The sequence below is a fragment of the Hyphococcus sp. genome (genome assembly GCF_041986965.1).
Classification (GTDB): Bacteria; Pseudomonadota; Alphaproteobacteria; order Caulobacterales; family Parvularculaceae; genus Hyphococcus.
Genome location: NZ_JBHIXB010000002.1, coordinates 633910 through 649988, shown reverse-complemented (window position 1 = coordinate 649988; position 16079 = coordinate 633910). Strand labels below are relative to the sequence as shown.

Sequence of the window (16079 nt, the reverse complement as noted above, 5' to 3'; positions counted from 1 at the left end):
ACAGGCTTGGTCAAGTTGGGTCGATAATGCGTTGGATTGTTCTTTTTGCGGTGCTTGCGGGGCTTTCGTTCGCCGCTTTCGCCGCGCCCTTCGGCAAGTCGGCGCCGGATATGCGCGTTTCCGTCCGGCAGGTCTCGGATGCGGATGTCGCCGTCGCCTATGAGTGGCGAAAGCCCCGCCGGGAGATCATCTTCCAAAGCGTTGCGGGCGGCTATCGCGAACGGCGCTGGGAAGTTGCGACGCCCGGTTTCAAGCTGATCCGCCTTGAGGATGAAGACAGGATCGTCCGCAGCGACGGCAAAAAATTTTCGCGCGTAGAGATCGCCGCGAAACCGGACCTTGTGCGCATCCAGAAAGAATATCAGCCGCTGGCGCGCTACGGCGCCGGCGGTGCGCTGATCTATACAGGCCATTTCTGGCCCATGACCGGGAAGGGGGGCCGCGTCAACGCGACTTTCGATTTCACCCCGGCGGATGGCGGCCATGCGGTCACGTTCGGCGCAAATGAACCGTCGCTCGCCGACTGGCGCAGTCCCATGGCGCACCCGGCATTTGTCTATCTCGGGCCGCTCGATCCGGTGGAAACCGATCATGTGATGGCGCTCATTGATCCGGATGCGCCGCGCTGGATCGTTGAGCAATTCAACACGCTGGTGCCGGCGAGCTTTGACAAGCTTGCGGCGTTGTTCGGCTTTTCGCCGGAAACGAAGCCCAACCTCTTTCTCGCCGCCCCGCTGGGCCGGGATGAAGGGCGGCTCAGCTATGCGGGCGACGCCTTGCCGGCGCAGTTCCAGATCACGCTCGAAGGCGGCGCCTGGAAGGCGCCGTCTGACAAGGCGCGGCGGATTTTCGTCACGGCGACAATCCATGAAGCCGTTCATCTGTGGCAGGCGGCGGCGCGGCCGGGCGTGGAGGATGCGCCCGAATGGATCCATGAAGGCGCCGCTGACGCTATCGCCGCTGAAGTGATGGTGGGCCTCGGCAAATGGGACGCCGACCTTTTCGCCGCCACTGAGCAGTCGGTGCGGCGTGAATGCGCCAGTGAGCTAGAGACCGGCTCGCTCAACGGCGCCAAGACCCGGGGCGATTTCCGGGCCCTTTATGTTTGCGGCCATGTGATCGCCCTCGCGGTCTCCCGGGCGGAGGGAGAAACGACGGCGGATTTCTGGCGCGCCTTCATCGACCGGGCCGGGGAGGACGGCTATTCGGAGGAGATGTTCTATGACCTCGTCGCCGACCGGACGGGCGACAGGGATTTCGCCGACCGGATCGAGGATTTCGCCCGGACGCCGCTCGCCGAGCCCGCCCGAGCCATCGAAGGGCTTTTCGCCTCCGCCGGAAGCCTTGCGCGCGAGCGGGGGCGTTGATAGGCACAGGCGTCGTTTCAGAATTTCAAGAGAGACCTCATGTCGATCGATAAGGACACCGTGCGCAAGGTGGCGAAGCTCGCACGCATCGCCGAGCCAGAGCAGCGTCTAGAGCCGCTGGCAAAGGAGCTCTCCGGCATTCTCGGCTGGATTGAGCAATTGAATGAGGTCGATGTCGAAGGCGTCGACGCCATGGCGTCGACCGTCGACGTCCAGCTGCCCATGCGTGAGGACGTGTTGCAGGACGGGCCCACGGGCGGCCATCAACCCGAGAACGTCGTCGCCAATGCGCCGAAGACCGAAGACCACTTCTTCGTCGTGCCGAGGGTGGTTGAATAATGTCGAACCCAGCCGATCTCACCCTCGCGCAGCTTCGCGATGCGCTGAAGAAAAAAGAAGTGACCTCGCTTGAAGCGACCGACGCTTATCTGTCGCGCATCGAAAAAGCGAAGGCGCTGAACGCCTTCATCACCGTGACGCCGGACAAGGCCCGCGACATGGCCAAAGCTTCCGACGCGCAACTCGCCAAGGGGGCGGGCGGCGACCTTGAAGGCGTGCCGCTTGGCATCAAGGATCTGTTCTGCGTCGAAGGCGTGTTGACGACGGCCGCCTCGCACATCCTTGACGGCTTTCATCCGCGCTATGAATCGACCGTGACGAGCCATCTCTGGCGCGACGGCGCGGTGATGCTCGGCAAGCTCAATATGGATGAGTTCGCCATGGGCTCCTCCAATGAGACGAGCTTTTACGGCAATGTCATCAACCCGTGGCGGCGCGAAGATGGCGGCAATGCCGATCTGACGCCGGGCGGGTCGTCGGGCGGGTCGTCGGCGTCGGTGGCGGCGCGGCTTTGCGCGGCGGCGACGGCGACGGATACGGGCGGGTCGATCCGCCAACCGGCCTCGTTGACGAACACCGTCGGCGTCAAGCCGACTTACGGGCGCGTGTCGCGCTGGGGCGTCGTCGCTTTTGCGTCCTCGCTCGATCAGGCGGGACCGATCACGCAGGATGTGCGCGACGCGGCGATCATGTTGAAGTCGATGGCGGGCCACGACCCGAAAGATTCAACCTGCATCGATCGTCCGGTGCCGGATTATGAAGCGGTGCTTGGCCAGTCCCTGAAGGGCCTCAAGATCGGCGTGCCGAAAGAATACCGCATCGACGGCATGCCCGAGGAAATCGAAAAGCTCTGGCGCCAGGGCATCGCGTGGATGAAAGACGCAGGCTGCGAGATTGTCGACATCTCCCTGCCGCTGACGAAATATGCGCTGCCCGTTTATTACATTGTCGCGCCGGCGGAAGCCTCGTCCAACCTCGCGCGCTATGATGGCGTCAAATACGGCCTTCGCGCGAAAGACTTCACCGACATCACGTCGATGTATGAAAACACCCGCGCCGAAGGTTTCGGTGATGAAGTGAAGCGCCGCATTCTTATCGGCACTTATGTTCTCTCCGCCGGCTACTATGACGCCTATTATCTGCGCGCGCAGAAAGTGCGGAAGAAAATCTTCGACGAATTCACCGACGCCTTTTCGAAAGTGGATTTGATCCTGACGCCGTCATCGCCGTCAGCCGCCTTTGGCCTTGGCGAGAAAACCGCCGACCCTGTGCAGATGTATCTGAATGACGTCTTCACGGTGACGGCGAACCTCGCCGGGCTTCCGGGCGCTTCTGTGCCGGCGGGCTATGATAAGCAGGGCCTGCCGCTGGGCTTGCAGCTTCTCGCCAAGCCGTTTGACGAAGAGACCATGTTCAAAGGCATGTTCGCGCTCGAGCAGGCGGCAGGGGCCAACAAACGTCCTAAAGAATGGTGGTCCTGATCCTTTTTTGCGATGCAATATCGCGCATTTTAGCATGATCATCGCTTGAATGTGGCCGATTAGCGCTTAGGTGGCCTCCTATTCAACTCTTGAAAGGAGGCCCAAATGCTTTTCGCCCGCTCAGCTCTTGTTGCCGCCATGACGGTTATGGGCGCCACTGCCGCCTATGCCGATGCAGGCGCCGCGAAAGCCGATGACGAAAGGACCGTCTCTTCATATGACGAGGCGTGCGATCAACCCAGACTTGTGACTCCGGCTATGCGCGGTTTCAACAAATCTCATGCAAGTTTCCCGCGACGCCATGGCTGCGCAGCAAGTGCATCGAACGCCGGTGACCTTGCCGAACGCGTTACCCATATCAATCATGGCGGCCACGCGAAGATTGTTGTTCGCAAAGTCGAGCAATCTGAAGAGACGCGCTACGCGCAGAACTGATTTGCCCGAAAGGTTTTACAAAACGCCGGCTCACAGAGCCGGCGTTTTTGATTCAGACTTGTCGGAAGACGTCTAGCGGAAATTCACCGGGTCGGCGCGCATGCCTTCGCGCGCCAGTACGTCTCGTCCGCGATCGTAAATCTTTTCCAGCGCGTGCCACGGCACGTACGGATAAAGATGATGGATCTCGTGATAATTGTGAAAGTTGAAGACCCAGGCGAGGATGCGCCCGCCAAGGCTCTTATCCGTCACCATCACTCGCGAGACCTTGATGTCGTCGCGTTCGTCGGCGACCACATAATGCGGCAGCCAGATGAAACGATAGGCGTTGAACGCCCAGGCGTTGAGCGCAGGCAGAACCCACAGCCATAGCGCCAGCCAGCCATAGCCAGCGGCGACGATGATCGCGAGCACGCTGAAGACGACGCCCAGCTCAATCGCGATCCGCGTCAGATAACGCTTCGGGCGCGGATGGTATTTCGTGTTGCGAAAGCCGTGGATCGTCGCGGTGAAATAATAAAGGTAACAGCGCAAGACGCCCCCAGGGAACGTCTTCGCGCGGGCGACGAAATGTTCCGGATCGCGCTCGGGGTCGTTTGCGTGCTGGTGATGGAGGCGGTGGTTATGGGCGTGCATCGTATAGGAATGAAAACCATAGCCGACATTCACCACGCCATAGAGATAGTTGAGCCAGTGAAAGCGCGTGTCCTTCCCGTGGATATTCATGTGCACGCCTTCATGGGCGGGGGTGTAGCCCTGAACCATCCAGAAGGAGTTGATGAGGAAGCCGGCCCACAGCGGCACGACGCCGATAATCGCGAAATAGGTCGTGGTGAAAATAATCACCTGCGCCAGCGTGCCGAACAGGAGGGTGCGCCAGCACACGCCCTTGCGCTGTTCAAGCGCATAGGCCTTCAACTCCGCGAGGCTCGCGGCCTGCGGCTCTTCGGCGGCGCTGGACATGTCGGCGGTCTGGACTGCGCTGGTCATCTGGTATCTCCAATGCACTCCCCCATATAGCATGGGACATTGCCTGAAAGTTTGACCCGTCTCAAGGCGATAGGGCGTTTCCTGCAGTCGCAGGAGGCTGTTAGACTGTCACAGATGAAGGGGGCTGAACCCGTGTTCGGATCGTCATTTCGCGAAATCACTTACACCGCGCCCTTGCCGGAGCCGCTGGAGACGGACGCGTTTCACCAGCCGGGCGAAGGCGATTGGCGGGTGATCGTTTTCCCGGGCAGCCCCTGCAACAAGCTGCTTTTCACCCGGCTGTTGCGCACGGCCCCGGCGGGGCTCGACATGGTTGTGCTCTCGCGGCCGGGCTTCGGACGCGGACACCGCAGCGTCTATACGGATTTTGAGGAGCAGGTGGCGGCGGCGAAACCCTTCCTGCCCAAATCATCCGGGGGCGGGGAGTTCGGCGACAAGAAGATCGTTACGCTGGGCGTTTCCTATGGCGGCGAACTGGCGCTCAAAACCGCGCTCGATTTTCCGGACGTTGTGAAAGGCGTCGTCACGGTGGCGGCGCTCATTGACGAGCCCCATGACTATGCGCTTCAGCTGGAAAAGATCGGCAGCGTTAACGGGATCGAGCCTTATGTGCCGAACCGCTGGATGAAGGTCAGGAAGGAGATTACCGCGCGGCGCGCCCAGATCGGCCCCTTGCTGGAACAGGCGTCACGAATTGAAGCGCCGGTGGAAGTCATCCATGGGGACTTCGACGCCATCGTGCCGAAGTCCAACGCCGAAAAGCTGATGCGGGTTCTGCCGCGTGAGCGCGCCGGCCTCGAGATCGTTCCGGGGGGGACGCACTATCTGGAACTGCAATATCCGCGGCGCGTCCATCGGGCGATCAGCCGGGTGATTGAGCGGGCTGAAAACGGCGGGTTGCAACCAGCGCAAAGCGCGGGCAAAACCAGCTGAATCTGGATTTAGACGAGGACGACAATGGGCGCGGAGCCGAGAAAACTGCTGCAAGGGTCAACCGGCGACTGGGAGGTTGTCATCGGGCTTGAGGTCCATGCGCAGGTGTCGTCGAAGTCGAAGCTCTTTTCCGGGTCCTCGGCCGAATATGGCGCGGGCCCGAACGAGAATGTCTCGCTGGTCGACGCCGCCATGCCGGGCATGCTGCCGGTCATCAATAAATATTGCGTTGAACAGGCGATCCGCACCGGGCTCGGGCTCAACGCCAAGATCAACACCTGGTCGCGTTTCGACCGGAAGAACTATTTCTATCCCGACCTGCCGCAGGGCTATCAGATCTCCCAATATAAAGATCCGATCGTCGGTGAAGGCGAGATCGAGGTGGAGCTCGAAGGCGGAGAGACCATCAATGTCGGGATCGAGCGCCTGCATCTTGAACAGGACGCCGGCAAGTCGATCCACGACCTCGCGCCGAAGGAATCCTATGTGGATTTGAACCGGTCCGGCGTCGCGCTGATGGAAATTGTCTCCAAGCCTGACATGCGCACCGCGGAAGAGGGCGCCGCCTATTTCTCCAAGCTGCGCTCCATCGTTCGCTATCTGGGAACCTGCGACGGCAATATGGAGGAAGGCTCCATGCGCGCCGACGTGAACGTCTCGGTCTGCCGCGCGGGCAATTACGACAAGTTCCGTGAAACCGGCGATTTCAACTATCTCGGCACGCGGACGGAAACGAAGAACGTCAACTCCCTGCGCTATGTGCGTCAGGTGATCGATTATGAAGCGCGCCGCCAGATCGAGGTGCTCGAAGGCGGCGGCGAGATCGATCAGGAAACACGCCTGTTCGATGTGAAATCCGGTACGACCCGCACCATGCGCTCGAAAGAAGACGCGCATGACTACCGTTATTTTCCGGACCCGGACTTGTTGCCGCTCGAATTCGAGCAGGCCTGGGTCGACGAGATCAAGGCGAGCCTGCCGGAGCTTCCCGACGCCAAGAAACACCGCTTTATGAACGACTACGGTCTTTCTTCTTATGACGCTTCGGTGCTTGCTTCCGATCAGGCGAGCGCCGCTTACTTCGAGGAAGTCGCCAAATGCGGCGACGGCAAGCTGGCGTCGAACTGGGTGACCGGCGATCTCTTCGGCGCGCTTAACAAGGCGGGCAAGGAAATCGAGGATAGCCCCGTGTCGGCCGCACAGCTCGGCGAGTTGATCGGCCTTATCAAGGACAACACCATCTCCGGCAAAATCGCCAAGGATGTTTTCGCCCTGATGTTTGAGGGCGAGGAAACAGGCTCGCCGAAAGAGATCGTCGAGAAACGCGGCCTGAAGCAGGTCACGGACACCGGCGCGATTGAGAAGGTCATTGACGACATCATCGCCGCCAATCCGAAACAGGTTGAGCAGGTCAAGGAAAAACCCAAGACCATGGGCTGGTTTGTCGGTCAGGTGATGAAAGAGATGCATGGCAAGGCGAACCCGCAGGCCGTGAACGAGATCCTGAAGAAGAAACTTGGCGTTGAGTAGACCTGTCGGTACGGCAAGGGCGGGGCTTGCATCAGGTTACCGGATGCAGACCGCCACGGTTCTGGCGTGTTACGAATTGTGCGTGGGTTAGAAGATTGCGACTAGTCATCGACCCGGCATGACGGCTACTCATGATGGGGTGAAATGAGGATCACAAACACACAGTTGGCGGCACCGCTGCTTTCAATGGCGGCTGCGATGTTAAGCTCCTGCGCAACCACGGATCAGCGTTCGCCGCTGTCGTCAGTCGAAGGTCAGTGCCAACTGACGCCACTGGAAGTTGTTAATCAGTTCTCTGAATTGTTTTACCAGCAAAAGAAAGTTCGGCAGGCTTTCGAGCAGTGGGTTCACCCGGACTACATCCAGCATAAGCCGACCCTTCCTGATGGTCGTGAGCCCGTTGTCAGTTTCCTTGAAAAACTTTTGGAACGCTATCCGGATCGAGTTTTTACAATTCACCGGGTCATAGCGTCTAGTGATCTGGTCGCCGTCCACTATCATAGTCAATCGAGCCCGGAAGACCTTGGTTTTGCGGTCGTCGATATTTTTCGGGTGGAAGATTGCCTGATGGTGGAGCATTGGGATGTGGTGCAGCCAGTCCCCGAGCAGTCCGCAAACGACAATACAATGTTCTGATTGCTGAAAAAGGGCGGTTCCGCTGATTCGGTTCGGCGTGTCCTAAAGCAGCTTTCTCCGCCCGCCTGCCGCTGACATTCCCGCGAAACCCGTTATGGTTGGTCCCAGGCAGCATTGGCTGCAAGGTTCAAGAGGGGCAATCCATGATTTCACGTTTTCTCGTCGCGGCCTCCGCCGCCGCGTGTCTTGCATCTATCTCATCAGCGTCCGCCGCCGATCTCACCGAGCACGAACAATTGGCGCGAGACATCTATGAGAAGGTGATCTCTATCCGCACTGCGAAAGGGCAGGAGCAGGTGCCTGTCATGGTCGAGTATCTGGTGGGCCAGTTGAAGGCCGCCGGGTTTACGGACAGCGATATTCAAATCACGGATTACGACAGCGACGGCGAACACACCCAGGGCTTGATGGTGTTTTACCGTGCGGAAGGCGAAGCTGCGCACAAGCCTATCGTCCTGCTCGGGCACATGGATGTCGTCGATGCGCTGGCCAAGGATTGGGAGCGCGCGCCGTTTACGCTGACAGAAGAAGACGGCTATTTCTTCGGACGCGGCACGACGGACAACAAATACGGGATCACCAATCTAGTCTCGACCTTTATTCGGTTGAAGAAAGAAGGATGGGCGCCGAACCGCGATCTGGTGCTGGTGTTTTCGGGCGATGAAGAGACCGGGATGGTTTCAACGCGCGCGCAGGCGGAGTATGTCGCCGAGAATATCGATCCCGAATTCGTGCTGAACAGTGATGCGGGCGGCGGCGTTCTGGCGCCGGACCATACGCCCATTTTCTATGCGGTGCAGGGCGCGGAAAAAACATTTGCGACGTTTGAACTGACCATCACCAATCCGGGCGGGCATTCGTCGCGTCCGCGCGCGGACAACGCGATCTACGAACTTGCCGATGCGCTCAAAAAGATTGAGGCGTATAAATTCCCGGTTCGCTATTCCGATTTGACGCTGGCCTCGTTCAAGGCGTCCGGCGCGGTGACGCCGGGCGAGCTGGGGGAGGCGATGATCGCCTTCGCGGACAACCCGAAAAACAAGAAGGCCATCAAAACCCTGCGCGACAATCCGGAAACGGTGGGGACGACCGGCACAACCTGCATCGCGACCATGCTGCGGGCCGGGCATGCGGAAAACGCCTTGCCGCAATCGGCGACGGCGACCGTGAACTGCCGGATCTTCCCGGGCGTCGGCGCGGCGGCGACAGAAGCCAAGCTCAAAGAGGTTATCGATAATGACGCCGTTCAATTCGAACTCATAACGGATGTCACCGAAAGCCCTGAGTCACAACTGCGCCCCGATGTGTTGGCTGCGATCCAGAAATCGCTAGAGGCGCGCGGCGTCGAAGCGCCGGTCATTCCCTATATGGAATCGGGCGGCACGGACGGGATGCATTACCGCACCAAAGGCTATGACACTGTCGCCATTTCCGGCGCCTGGTCGCGACCGAGCGACATGTACGCCCATGGTCTGAACGAACGGCTTTCCGTTGACGCATTTTATGGCGGCCTCGACCATTGGGTTGTGATCCTGAAAGAGCTGGCGGGCGGCGAGTAGGCGCCGTGAAGACGGGAGGCTTATGCTCCTGCGCCGCGTCATCGAGCATGTGGAGACCCGGAACCGGACGGCGGTGGCGCTCGACTATTTTATCCGCCTTCAACGTGACCTCCGCATAGCGCGTGAACTTCTTGAAGGGCTGGGGTCACTGATGACAATCAAGGTGCGATATATGATCCGAACTTTGTTTTATTTTTCAGCGATGGTTTTCGCGAGCGCCTGTTCGGTCGGCGCCCCGCCTGAACGCGAACATGCAGACGAATTCATGGCGAATCTCGCAGCACATTGCGGAAAAGCCTACGAGGGCAAGCTGGTTTCAACAGACGGTGTCGATGCAGATATCGCCGCGCAAAAACTCGTGATGCATGTACGAACGTGTCAAGACGACACTATCCGCATACCGTTTCATGTTGGCGATGATCGCTCACGCACATGGGTCATCACGCGCACTGAGCATGGTTTGCGCCTGAAACACGACCATCGTCACGAAGACGGCGAAGAAGACGCGATTACGCTATATGGCGGCGATGGCGCAGTTATCGAAAATTCGACGCGCATAGAGTTTCCAGTTGATGAAGACTCCATCGAATTGTTTAACCGGGAGGGGCTCAGCGCATCAGTGACGAATGTCTGGGCGCTTGAACTTACCGATGCGATGTTTGCCTACGAACTCAACCGCGAAAATCGCCACTTTCGTGTGGAATTCGATACCACAATACCCGTTAGCCCGCCGCCGCCGCCTTGGGGCGCAGAATAACAATGCTCCTACGCCGCGTCATCGACCATGTGAAACACCAGAACTGGACGGCGGTGGCGCTCGACTTCGTCATTGTCGTTGTCGGCGTCTTCATCGGTATTCAGGTGTCGAACTGGAATGCCGCGCGGATCGCTGAGGTTCAAGCCGGAGACCTGCTTCAGCGCATGATCGCGGAAGCGGAAGATGCGCGCACCGATATGGCCGGATACCGGGCTGATAACCAAGTCATCCTGAACGACGCTTTGAAGCTGGCGGCCCGCCTTAACGAGGCCGACGCATGCCTTCATATGGATGACAATATGAAGGAGCTTGTCCTTCGTGTCGGCGACTTCCCCCCGCCGCGCTTTTCGCTGGCGACGGCGCGCGAAGCGCTTGAGTCGGGAACCTTGTCCGCGCTCGACGCGGAGGAGATCCGCGACAGTGTTCGAAAAATCGCCGACGAGATGAATTTCATGGACCGCCAATGGCAACGCTACATCCGAATTAAGCAGGACACCGAACAGAGAGTTTATTCGGCCGCCGGGCTTAGTCTCACTGGCGATCAGGCGCTCAAAGTCCTTCCGGGAAACGAATTCAGCGGCCTTGAACAGTTTCGCCTGCAAACCCCTGAAGGCGTTTGCGGACAACCGGTCATGATCGCCTACGCGTCCAATGCGGCTCTCACCCAACATATTTATACCCAGTATATCGGCCAGGTCTCCGACAAGCTCGATGAATACGCCGCGGTTTTGTCCGCCTATGCTGGCGATCACGTCGAGGGGGCGGCGCGAAAGAATGAGACCACGCCATGATCCTTCGCCGCGTCATCGCACATTTCCGCAAACAGGAATGGACCGCCATCGCGCTCGATTTCCTGATCGTCGTCGTCGGCGTTTTTATCGGCATCCAGGTGGCCAACTGGAATGAGGCGCGCGGGGATAAGGCGCTGGGCGAGGATTACGTACAGCGCCTGACGGCGGACCTTCAAAGAGACTTTGTCACCACAAGCGATATCCTCAACTATTACCGCGCAGTTCGTGACAGCGTTGTTGAGGCGGACCGCCTTTTGTCTACTGATGATGGGGACGCGCGCCAGCTCATTATCGCCGCCTATCGCGCAAGTGAATTTGCATCGACGCCGCCTAATCGCGCGACATGGGATCAGATTGTTTCATCGGGTCATCTCGGTCTGTTGCCGGACGGTGCAGTCAGCAGCGATCTGTCAGAGTACTATACATTCGATGAATCCAACGCCGTTACCATCAGTCGCGTTGAAGGCTCGAGTTACCGACACGCCGTCAGATCGATCATACCGCTCGACGTCCAGATCGCGATCAGGGAAGGATGCAGCGATGTGATGAACGAGTTCGGCGTCATCGCGGGATTCACGAACGAATGCCGGCTGCAGGTGGATCCGTCTGTTTTGACTGCGACAGCCGAGAAGTTGAGGTCCGACCCGGAGATCCGCGACGAGTTGCGATATCAGTACACGCGCGTTGCTTCGGTCATAAACAACAGCACTGGCAACGTTGTTCTTATTGAACGGGTGCTGGCCTCGCTCGGTCAGCCAGAGGAGAAATTATGATCCTGCGCCGCGTCATCGAACACGTAAAAGCGCAGAACTGGACCGCCGTGGCGCTCGACTTTGTCATTGTGGTTGTCGGCGTCTTTATCGGTATTCAGGTAAGTAACTGGAACGCAGCTCGGGCGGATCATGTGCGCGAAGGTCGATATCTTAACAACCTTGCTGTCGAAATCAGAGAAGAAGTTGTTGCGTTGGATGAGATGATGCTTGCTCATCGCGTGCGCATAACGGTGATTGACAGGATGTTGACCGATGCGGGCGGCGCCCCGCCCCGGCGGGAGAGCAAAATGTCAGCGCCCTCCAATACGGTTGATGTCGCCAGAACGATTCCGGCGCCGGAGTTTCTTCCCATCGCTGAGGATGAGCGCGACTATTTTCTGACTTACGGTATCCTTGCGCGGACATTCAATGAAAAGAACTCCACGTTTCGCACCCTGCAATCGACCGGAGACATCACAATTTTAAGGGATGAGACCCTTGCTCTCGATATTTCGGATTACTACGCCAATATCGAGGATTTGGTTTATTTTGAAGGCGGCACTGCGCGCCATGCGCGCGATGCGACGACAGCGGTCGCCAGGGGTCACGGCTTCAATCCTTTTGGCGAAAACTCATATGATCTTGTCGTAACCGCGCTGCTGGAAGATCCGGAATTCACCGCCTCTTTGCGTGCGCTTTACAATGTTTCCATCTTGAATCACTTCGTTATTGCCAATTTAAAACGTGAAGCAGAGGAGATTTTGGCCAGGCTTCCGGATAGTGAGGAATGATCCTCCGCTGCGTCGGCTTGTGAGCGCCTAACTGGACGGCGCAGGGTCGGCGCTCCTATAAGTGTCAGGGGATGTGACGGGCGTCACTGCCTTCGCAGGATGGGAGCCTAAAGACGCCGCCTCGCAAAGGAGAATACCCATGAAACACGATAATATTCTAGGAACGGTCGGAAACACGCCCGTCATCAAAATCAACCGCCTGGCGCCGGAAGGCGTCAATCTCTACGTCAAATTCGAGGCGTTCAATCCGCTGGGGTCCGTGAAAGACCGCCTGGCGCTCGGCGTTATCGAGGCGGCGGAAAAATCCGGCGACCTCAAACCCGGACAGACTGTCGTCGAGGCGACAAGCGGCAATACCGGCATCGGCCTCGCCATGGTTTGCGCCGCGAAGGGATACCCGCTGGTCGTCACTATGGCGGAAAGCTTTTCCGTGGAACGGCGCAAGCTGATGCGGTTTCTCGGCGCAAAGGTGGTGCTGACGCCAGCCGCCCAAAAAGGCACCGGCATGGTGGAGAAAGCGAAAGAGCTCGCCGCCAAGAATGGCTGGTTCCTGACCCGTCAGTTTGAAAATGACGCCAACCCCGCCATGCATGAGCGCACCACGGGCCGCGAAATCGTCGAAGACTTCAAGGATCAAAAACTCGATTACTGGGTGACGGGCTTTGGCACCGGCGGCACGCTGACCGGCGTTTCCCGCGTGTTGAAGAAAGAAAGCCCCAACACCAAAATCGTCGTGTGCGAGCCGCCGGACTCGGCCATGCTGTCGAGCGGCGCGCCGCAGGAGCGCAATCCCGACGGCAGCCCGAAATCGTCGCACCCGGCCTGGACGCCGCATCCGATCCAGGGCTGGTCGCCGGATTTCATTCCGAAAATCACGTCCGAGGCGGTTGAGGCGGACGTCATCAGCCAGATCGTGAAAACCCCGGCGGCTGAAGGCATGAAATGGTCGCGGGCGCTGGCGCAGCGGGAAGGGATTTTCACCGGCATTTCCGGCGGATCGACTTTCGCCGGCGCCATGGAGATCGCCAAGAACGCGCCCAAGGGGACAACCATTCTCGCCATGTTGCCTGACACTGGTGAGCGTTATCTCTCAACCCCGCTTTTCGCCGATGTCGAGGCGGAAATGAGCGCCGAAGAAGTGGAAATTTCCCAGTCGACGCCGGGTTATCAGCTGCCTGCTTAATCGGGCTCGCGTGAAATTGATGATCAGCTGCGTCCCGCACGCCCGGAATTCGCCTATAAGTGGCCAGTCGGCCAAACCGGCCGGTTCCGGGCAGGGGCGCACGGGAGAATGATGATGATTGCAAAGAAACTGTTTTTGGCGGCGTTGATCGCCTTACCGGTCGGTGCATGCGCTACGGCTGGCGCCAGCGATGAAATGTCGGAGAAGGTTGCGGCAAAACTCGCCGAGTTCGAACCGACAGGTGAGACGACGACATGCCTCAACACCACGCGCATTCGGTCGATTGATGCGCTTGACGATAAGCGCTTTCTGGTTCGCACCAACGGCAATGGTTATTACCTGAATGAGATATCAGGCCGGTGCAGCGGCGCTTCGCGCGCGGGCAACCGGCTTCAATATACGATTTCCACGGGCCAGCTTTGCCGCAACGAAATCATTCAAGTGGTGGACAACACCTCAGGCTTTACTGTCGGCTCCTGTGGCCTCGGGTCATTTCAGGAGCTTGTGAAAAAGCCCGTCGAGGAAGAATAGAAACTGGCTGGGCAAAGTAAGGATTCGATTATCCATGCGTAAAAAATTCATTCCCGTCGCCGCCGGTCTCGTGTGCGCCATGATGGCGAGCGGCGCCCTTGCCGTAATGTCGGCAAGTGAGAAGGCGCAAGCAACGCTGTCCAAATATGAGAAGACGGGTGAAAGCCGGAATTGCCTGATGCTGTCATCGGTTCGCGACACTGATCCGCTCGACGATTACACGCTTCTGGTCGAGGCGTCAGGCGGCGCCGTTTACCTCAATGAGCTTAACGGGCGCTGCACAGGGCTGGGCCGCGAAAGACGCTATGTGCGCCGTTCGTCCTCAACAAATATGTGCAAGGGCGACATCATCCGCGTCATCGACAGTTTTGGAAACACCAGGGGATCATGCAGCCTTGGCGCGTTTGAGGCGCTTTCGGAGATTTCGCAGGACGAAGGCGCGCCCGAATAAACGATCCTTGAAAGATTATTGCGCCCGCACAGCTAATGTGCGGGCGTTTTTATTTGTATGCGGAATAGTTTCGTTGGTTAACAAAACCTTTTTCAAAAGTAAAAAATCCCATAATTCGGTGTTAACGGGATTTTAGTTCCGGCCCGATCATCCTTGCCATGGTTAATCCGTTCGCGACGGTTGCGGACGGGGTGTAATTCAAGGGGCCGAAAGAATGACAATTGCAATGGGTGTGGAAGCGCTTGAGACGGCGGAGCCGGTTTTGAGTGATATGGAAATGTACCGGTTGGGGCTGGAAGCGTCGACAGGTGGAGATGATGGGGTGTTCGATCTCATCACGGCGCATAAATGGTTTAACCTCGCGGCCATGCAAGGCAATCTCGAAGCGCGCGCTTATCGCGCCGAGCTCGCCAATGAAATGACTGCAGAAGAGATTGCCGAAGCGCAAAAGCTCGCCCGCGAATATCTCGCGACGCATCGCGCAAAAGCCAGCGCCTAAGACTTGGAGACAGCCCGGCGCCGCCGGGTGAGGGACGGCGTTATCAAGCGCTGTCAGATGTCGCCGGGGTGAACGCCATGTTCGCCGCTGGCGCCGAGTTCTTCTGAGGCGATCCGGCGAAAAGTCTGTTTTTGCGTTTCGTCGAGATTGGCGAAACGCGGCCGTTTGGCGCCGCGCAGCGCCGCCTTTTCCTGCTCGCTCATTTGCCGCCACATATTTTTGCGCCTTTCGCGAAACGCCGCCCTGTCAGCCTCGTTAAGGGAGAGATAGCGTTTGGCCGTCGCGGCCTCGATCTGGCGCGACTGGGCGAGGCGCAGGCTCGATTCAAAGAAATCGGCCGCCACAAGTTCTACGAAAATATCTGTTTTCTGCGCGTTTACGGGCAGGGGCTCCGGCTCGCCGGCCCACGCCTGAAGGGCGCTGCCGAGCGTCATGGCGATCGCCGCTGAAAACAGGACTTGTCTGCGCAAAATTCTGATCCCCCACCGCTTTCCAGCCTAGAGCGCATTCCGAAAAGTGGAAACCGGTTTTCGGACAAAATGCGCGTTAGACAAGAAGTATAAGCGCCTGGACTTGCCAGCGGCTGAAGGAGATACATGCAAATTGGCGGATTCTCCCATATTGGGGAAAAAAACCGCCTGAAGGCCCCAGACGGCCTTGCAAACCGCCCGGTCCTAGCTTAGACGACCGGGCTTCCTATTCAAGCGCAGGATGTCCTTAGCGGGCTCGAGGGCCCCGGTCGTCCGGCGCGACAGAGACATAAGATTTAGAGGTTTTCCATGGCCGTCCCGAAGAGAAAAGTCACGCCCGCCAAACGGGGCATGCGCCGCAGCCACGACAAGCTCGGACAGGCGAGCTACATCGAAGACAAGGATTCGGGCGAGCTGCGCCGTCCGCATCATATCGATCTCAAAACCGGCAAATATCGCGGCCGTCAGGTGCTTGAGCCACAGGACGACTAAGCGAACGCACCAGGTTGACTGGTTTAAACGCCGCCCCTGACAGCCGTCCGGGGCGGCGTTTGCATTTATGCGCCCGGCGCTTATGCTTTCAT

The 16079-nt window shown here is 58.6% G+C and carries 19 protein-coding genes; 17 read left to right on the top strand and 2 right to left on the bottom strand.

Going from position 1 to position 16079, the window contains the following annotated elements:
- Positions 1–26: 26 nt before the first annotated feature.
- From ACFC5L_RS12080 to ACFC5L_RS12065, 4 genes are all read left to right on the top strand, one after another.
- Complete coding sequence (locus tag ACFC5L_RS12080) at positions 27–1367, top strand: hypothetical protein (protein ID WP_375202682.1); 1341 nt, start codon at positions 27–29, stop codon at positions 1365–1367.
- 39 nt (positions 1368–1406) lie between these two features.
- Positions 1407–1706 carry an Asp-tRNA(Asn)/Glu-tRNA(Gln) amidotransferase subunit GatC gene (gatC, locus tag ACFC5L_RS12075; protein WP_375202683.1) on the top strand — a complete coding sequence of 100 codons (300 nt, stop codon included), beginning with the start codon at positions 1407–1409 and terminating at the stop codon, positions 1704–1706.
- Positions 1706–3187 carry an Asp-tRNA(Asn)/Glu-tRNA(Gln) amidotransferase subunit GatA gene (gene gatA, locus ACFC5L_RS12070; protein WP_375202684.1) on the top strand — a complete coding sequence of 494 codons (1482 nt, stop codon included), beginning with the start codon at positions 1706–1708 and terminating at the stop codon, positions 3185–3187. Before gatC ends, gatA begins: the two co-directional genes overlap by 1 nt.
- Positions 3188–3292: 105 nt before the next feature.
- Positions 3293–3622 carry a hypothetical protein gene (locus ACFC5L_RS12065; protein ID WP_375202685.1) on the top strand — a complete coding sequence of 110 codons (330 nt, stop codon included), beginning with the start codon at positions 3293–3295 and terminating at the stop codon, positions 3620–3622.
- A gap of 72 nt (positions 3623–3694) precedes the next feature.
- Here ACFC5L_RS12065 and ACFC5L_RS12060 read toward each other — a convergent pair whose 3' ends face one another.
- A complete protein-coding gene (locus ACFC5L_RS12060; protein WP_375202686.1) occupies positions 3695–4612 on the bottom strand; it encodes a fatty acid desaturase in 918 nt (305 codons plus the stop codon).
- Positions 4613–4744: 132 nt separating this feature from the next.
- On the opposite strand from ACFC5L_RS12060, the gene ACFC5L_RS12055 reads away from it, so the two are divergent.
- The 12 genes from ACFC5L_RS12055 (at position 4745) to ACFC5L_RS12000 (ending at position 15025) form a co-directional block, all read left to right on the top strand.
- On the top strand, positions 4745–5545 hold the full coding sequence (locus ACFC5L_RS12055) for an alpha/beta fold hydrolase (RefSeq protein WP_375202687.1): 801 nt from the start codon (positions 4745–4747) through the stop codon (positions 5543–5545).
- Between the two features lie 24 nt (positions 5546–5569).
- Positions 5570–7075, top strand: a complete 1506-nt coding sequence (gene gatB / locus ACFC5L_RS12050) for an Asp-tRNA(Asn)/Glu-tRNA(Gln) amidotransferase subunit GatB (RefSeq protein WP_375202688.1) — start codon at positions 5570–5572, stop codon at positions 7073–7075.
- A gap of 165 nt (positions 7076–7240) precedes the next feature.
- Positions 7241–7711 carry a nuclear transport factor 2 family protein gene (locus ACFC5L_RS12045; protein WP_375202689.1) on the top strand — a complete coding sequence of 157 codons (471 nt, stop codon included), beginning with the start codon at positions 7241–7243 and terminating at the stop codon, positions 7709–7711.
- Between the two features lie 143 nt (positions 7712–7854).
- A complete protein-coding gene (locus ACFC5L_RS12040) occupies positions 7855–9270 on the top strand; it encodes a M20/M25/M40 family metallo-hydrolase (RefSeq protein WP_375202690.1) in 1416 nt (471 codons plus the stop codon).
- 22 nt (positions 9271–9292) lie between these two features.
- Positions 9293–10027, top strand: coding sequence for a hypothetical protein (locus ACFC5L_RS12035; protein WP_375202691.1), 735 nt, complete (start codon positions 9293–9295; stop codon positions 10025–10027).
- 2 nt (positions 10028–10029) lie between these two features.
- On the top strand, positions 10030–10818 hold the full coding sequence (locus tag ACFC5L_RS12030; protein WP_375202692.1) for a hypothetical protein: 789 nt from the start codon (positions 10030–10032) through the stop codon (positions 10816–10818).
- On the top strand, positions 10815–11591 hold the full coding sequence (locus tag ACFC5L_RS12025) for a DUF6090 family protein (protein ID WP_375202693.1): 777 nt from the start codon (positions 10815–10817) through the stop codon (positions 11589–11591). The genes ACFC5L_RS12030 and ACFC5L_RS12025 overlap by 4 nt, the downstream gene beginning before the upstream one ends.
- Positions 11588–12361 (top strand): DUF6090 family protein, encoded by a 774-nt coding sequence (locus ACFC5L_RS12020; protein WP_375202694.1) that lies wholly within the window; start codon positions 11588–11590, stop codon positions 12359–12361. The genes ACFC5L_RS12025 and ACFC5L_RS12020 overlap by 4 nt, the downstream gene beginning before the upstream one ends.
- Positions 12362–12500: 139 nt before the next feature.
- Complete coding sequence (gene cysK / locus ACFC5L_RS12015; protein WP_375202695.1) at positions 12501–13544, top strand: cysteine synthase A; 1044 nt, start codon at positions 12501–12503, stop codon at positions 13542–13544.
- Positions 13545–13652: 108 nt separating this feature from the next.
- Positions 13653–14075: a DUF6491 family protein gene (locus ACFC5L_RS12010; protein ID WP_375202696.1), complete on the top strand. Its 423-nt coding sequence runs from the start codon at positions 13653–13655 to the stop codon at positions 14073–14075.
- A 34-nt stretch (positions 14076–14109) separates the two neighbouring features.
- The gene (locus ACFC5L_RS12005) at positions 14110–14526 is read left to right on the top strand and encodes a DUF6491 family protein (protein ID WP_375202697.1); all 417 of its coding nucleotides are present in this window, start codon (positions 14110–14112) and stop codon (positions 14524–14526) included.
- A gap of 214 nt (positions 14527–14740) precedes the next feature.
- Positions 14741–15025, top strand: a complete 285-nt coding sequence (locus ACFC5L_RS12000) for a sel1 repeat family protein (protein ID WP_375202698.1) — start codon at positions 14741–14743, stop codon at positions 15023–15025.
- 53 nt (positions 15026–15078) lie between these two features.
- Here ACFC5L_RS12000 and ACFC5L_RS11995 read toward each other — a convergent pair whose 3' ends face one another.
- The gene (locus ACFC5L_RS11995; RefSeq protein ID WP_375202699.1) at positions 15079–15495 is read right to left on the bottom strand and encodes a hypothetical protein; all 417 of its coding nucleotides are present in this window, start codon (positions 15493–15495) and stop codon (positions 15079–15081) included.
- Between the two features lie 309 nt (positions 15496–15804).
- On the opposite strand from ACFC5L_RS11995, the gene rpmF reads away from it, so the two are divergent.
- Positions 15805–15987 (top strand): 50S ribosomal protein L32, encoded by a 183-nt coding sequence (gene rpmF, locus ACFC5L_RS11990; RefSeq protein ID WP_375202700.1) that lies wholly within the window; start codon positions 15805–15807, stop codon positions 15985–15987.
- Positions 15988–16079 lie beyond the last annotated feature (92 nt).

Coding starts and splice junctions, on each gene's coding strand:
- ACFC5L_RS12080 (WP_375202682.1), top strand. CDS start 27: ATGCGTTGGATTGTTCTTTTTGCGGTGCTTGCGGGGCTTTCGTTCGCC.
- gatC (WP_375202683.1), top strand. CDS start 1,407: ATGTCGATCGATAAGGACACCGTGCGCAAGGTGGCGAAGCTCGCACGC.
- gatA (WP_375202684.1), top strand. CDS start 1,706: ATGTCGAACCCAGCCGATCTCACCCTCGCGCAGCTTCGCGATGCGCTG.
- ACFC5L_RS12065 (WP_375202685.1), top strand. CDS start 3,293: ATGCTTTTCGCCCGCTCAGCTCTTGTTGCCGCCATGACGGTTATGGGC.
- ACFC5L_RS12060 (WP_375202686.1), bottom strand. CDS start 4,612: ATGACCAGCGCAGTCCAGACCGCCGACATGTCCAGCGCCGCCGAAGAG.
- gatB (WP_375202688.1), top strand. CDS start 5,570: ATGGGCGCGGAGCCGAGAAAACTGCTGCAAGGGTCAACCGGCGACTGG.
- ACFC5L_RS12040 (WP_375202690.1), top strand. CDS start 7,855: ATGATTTCACGTTTTCTCGTCGCGGCCTCCGCCGCCGCGTGTCTTGCA.
- ACFC5L_RS12035 (WP_375202691.1), top strand. CDS start 9,293: ATGCTCCTGCGCCGCGTCATCGAGCATGTGGAGACCCGGAACCGGACG.
- ACFC5L_RS12030 (WP_375202692.1), top strand. CDS start 10,030: ATGCTCCTACGCCGCGTCATCGACCATGTGAAACACCAGAACTGGACG.
- ACFC5L_RS12025 (WP_375202693.1), top strand. CDS start 10,815: ATGATCCTTCGCCGCGTCATCGCACATTTCCGCAAACAGGAATGGACC.
- ACFC5L_RS12020 (WP_375202694.1), top strand. CDS start 11,588: ATGATCCTGCGCCGCGTCATCGAACACGTAAAAGCGCAGAACTGGACC.
- cysK (WP_375202695.1), top strand. CDS start 12,501: ATGAAACACGATAATATTCTAGGAACGGTCGGAAACACGCCCGTCATC.
- ACFC5L_RS12010 (WP_375202696.1), top strand. CDS start 13,653: ATGATGATGATTGCAAAGAAACTGTTTTTGGCGGCGTTGATCGCCTTA.
- ACFC5L_RS12005 (WP_375202697.1), top strand. CDS start 14,110: ATGCGTAAAAAATTCATTCCCGTCGCCGCCGGTCTCGTGTGCGCCATG.
- ACFC5L_RS12000 (WP_375202698.1), top strand. CDS start 14,741: ATGACAATTGCAATGGGTGTGGAAGCGCTTGAGACGGCGGAGCCGGTT.
- rpmF (WP_375202700.1), top strand. CDS start 15,805: ATGGCCGTCCCGAAGAGAAAAGTCACGCCCGCCAAACGGGGCATGCGC.